Source organism: Flavobacterium macrobrachii, from assembly GCF_014486675.1.
GTDB lineage: Bacteria > Bacteroidota > Bacteroidia > Flavobacteriales > Flavobacteriaceae > Flavobacterium > Flavobacterium macrobrachii.
On the sequence record NZ_JACTAC010000166.1, the window covers coordinates 1 to 997 of the forward strand.

Sequence of the window (997 nt, forward strand, 5' to 3'; positions counted from 1 at the left end):
ACCTAATAAATAACTTTAAATGTCAACTTTGATATTTAATTCAGGATATTTTATCGAGTAATTAATTTTTTGAAACTTTTTCTTTTGGTTTTATGATTTCTGAAAGATTAGTCAATCTCAACTCTTTCAGAATGCTATTGATGGACTGAATTTTCTTTTCTCTGAAATCTCTCGCTGATGTAACAATCTCTCTTCCTTCAGATACAATTCCAGTAATTTCATCCAATCCAGGTCCAGATAGTGCACCACCACCGTATTTTTTAATTATAAAACTTGTAAATTGACTTTCTATTTGGATTAACAATTCACCATATACTTTAAATTTTTCAGGTAATTCTTCTTCGCTTTTTAAAAATTTATCTAATTTTCTGTAAAGTCTTAGTCTATTACAATTAATCATATCAGCATTCATTTGATTAATTAATAAATCTACTGATAGTTTCAACATAGCATATTCAGAACTAAATTGCTTTGCTTTATCTGGCATCGTGGTATAATTTGGATCTTTAGCTAAGGCATTCATTTTATATTCAGAGACTTGTTTTACATAAGTAAGATAACCAACAAACCCAAGACTTTTGCTTTCTATTAATTCCTGACAGTTTGCAACATTAACAATGAATAAAATTAAAATTAGTCTGACTGTTTTCATAATGTGTTATTTAAAAGATTAGTATTTTAAATCAATTTAACTTTTATCAAAAAAGAGATAATGAAACTTATTACGCTATTTTAAAATTACCAATTCAATTAACTGATTATGTTGATTTTGAGGATTTAAATGATAAAAAACCGTTTAAGTGCATTTTTCAACGATTAAGTGTAAAAAAGCTTGTGAGAAAATAGTTAAATTAACGATTTTGGGTTATGGGATTGTTTTGTGGGGTTGTTTATTGGATTAACCCTCGCAGGGTTTTGAAGCCTGCAAGGGTTGGAAACCACCCCGCAAGATGGGAACTGCTCCTGAGGAGAAAACCACCCCGCCCGATGGGCACCC

At 30.0% G+C, this 997-nt stretch carries 1 protein-coding gene; it reads right to left on the reverse strand.

Annotated elements, in window-relative coordinates:
• Positions 1–61: 61 nt before the first annotated feature.
• Positions 62–652 carry a hypothetical protein gene (locus tag IAI56_RS15760; protein WP_187658765.1) on the reverse strand — a complete coding sequence of 197 codons (591 nt, stop codon included), beginning with the start codon at positions 650–652 and terminating at the stop codon, positions 62–64.
• Between the last annotated feature and the right edge of the window lie 345 nt (positions 653–997).

Excerpts from the sequence above, each read along its gene's own strand:
- IAI56_RS15760 (WP_187658765.1), bottom strand. The coding sequence starts at position 652 with ATGAAAACAGTCAGACTAATTTTAATTTTATTCATTGTTAATGTTGCA.